We start from the raw sequence: 1,000 nt of genomic DNA on the forward strand, positions 1-1,000 counted from the left end.
TTACGCCCTGATAAAGTGCAACAGCAGTTAGCGCTGTCGTCAGTGCCAGACCTGCTTTGCCAAGTGCATCAAGTGCAATACGCTTTGCTTGCTCCCCTATCCCTTGTGCAAGAGAAGCTTTCTGATATGCAGTGGTAGCATTTTCGTTTGCTATACCAGCATTTCTCACTGCACCATCAGCAGTAATTTGAGCTTGGTTAGCCTTGCCATTAGCAATCTGTGCAAAGTTCTCAGCGCGAGTAGCGGTTACTTGTGCTGCACCCGCTTTCAAATTCGCTGCTTCACCAATACCTTTGGCATCAAGGGCGATATTTTTCACTTGTGCGATCGTAGTTTCGTTGTTACCGATCCGGTTTTGCAGTCCTAACAACTTACCTAGCACCCGCGATAAGTCATTGCCTAAAGCCTGTATACCGTTCTCTACTGCGTCTATACGGTCGCCCAAGATATTGAGGGTTGCTAATTGCTCGATTAGCGTGAATATGGTAGCAATCGCGTTAAAAGCTTCTAGTAGCCTGCCTGCAAGTCTTCCTGTTGCTGCTAGGGCTTCACTACTGATACCTATTGCTTTGGCAGCATTTGTTATTGCCGTAGCGGTTTTTGATTCCAAAACCCCGATAGCTTTACCTATCCCGTCAATCCTTGAGCCGATGCCGTTGACTAATTGCCTTATCCCAGTTGCCTCAATGGACGCGTTGATTACAGCGTTAGTGGCTTTTGCGGATTCTGTTATCGCTTGCCCTGAGTTACTAATTGCTTGATTTGACAACCCTTTAGATAGCGATGACTCTCGCGCTGCTGTTACCGCAATATCTTCTACTTGATTAAGTCTCCTAAAAGCATCGGCTGATTGCTTTTGTAGTAACTCAGTTTTTCTTTGTGTATTACTGGCTGCATCAAATGCATTGTTCGCGACCTTTGTCGAAGTACCAGCCGCATTTGTTGCATTAATTGCTGTTTTTTCAGCCTGATAAGCCTGTTGAGCAATTCTTGCAATTTC

Annotated in this window: 1 protein-coding gene; it reads right to left on the reverse strand. The window is 45.6% G+C overall.

The genetic code is table 11. From position 1 onward, the window contains the following. Positions 1–1,000 (reverse strand): hypothetical protein (locus AC1F2U_RS34745; protein WP_480265278.1); only part of this gene is annotated, 1,000 nt, incomplete at both ends.

The organism is Nostoc sp. LEGE 12454, assembly GCF_056620565.1.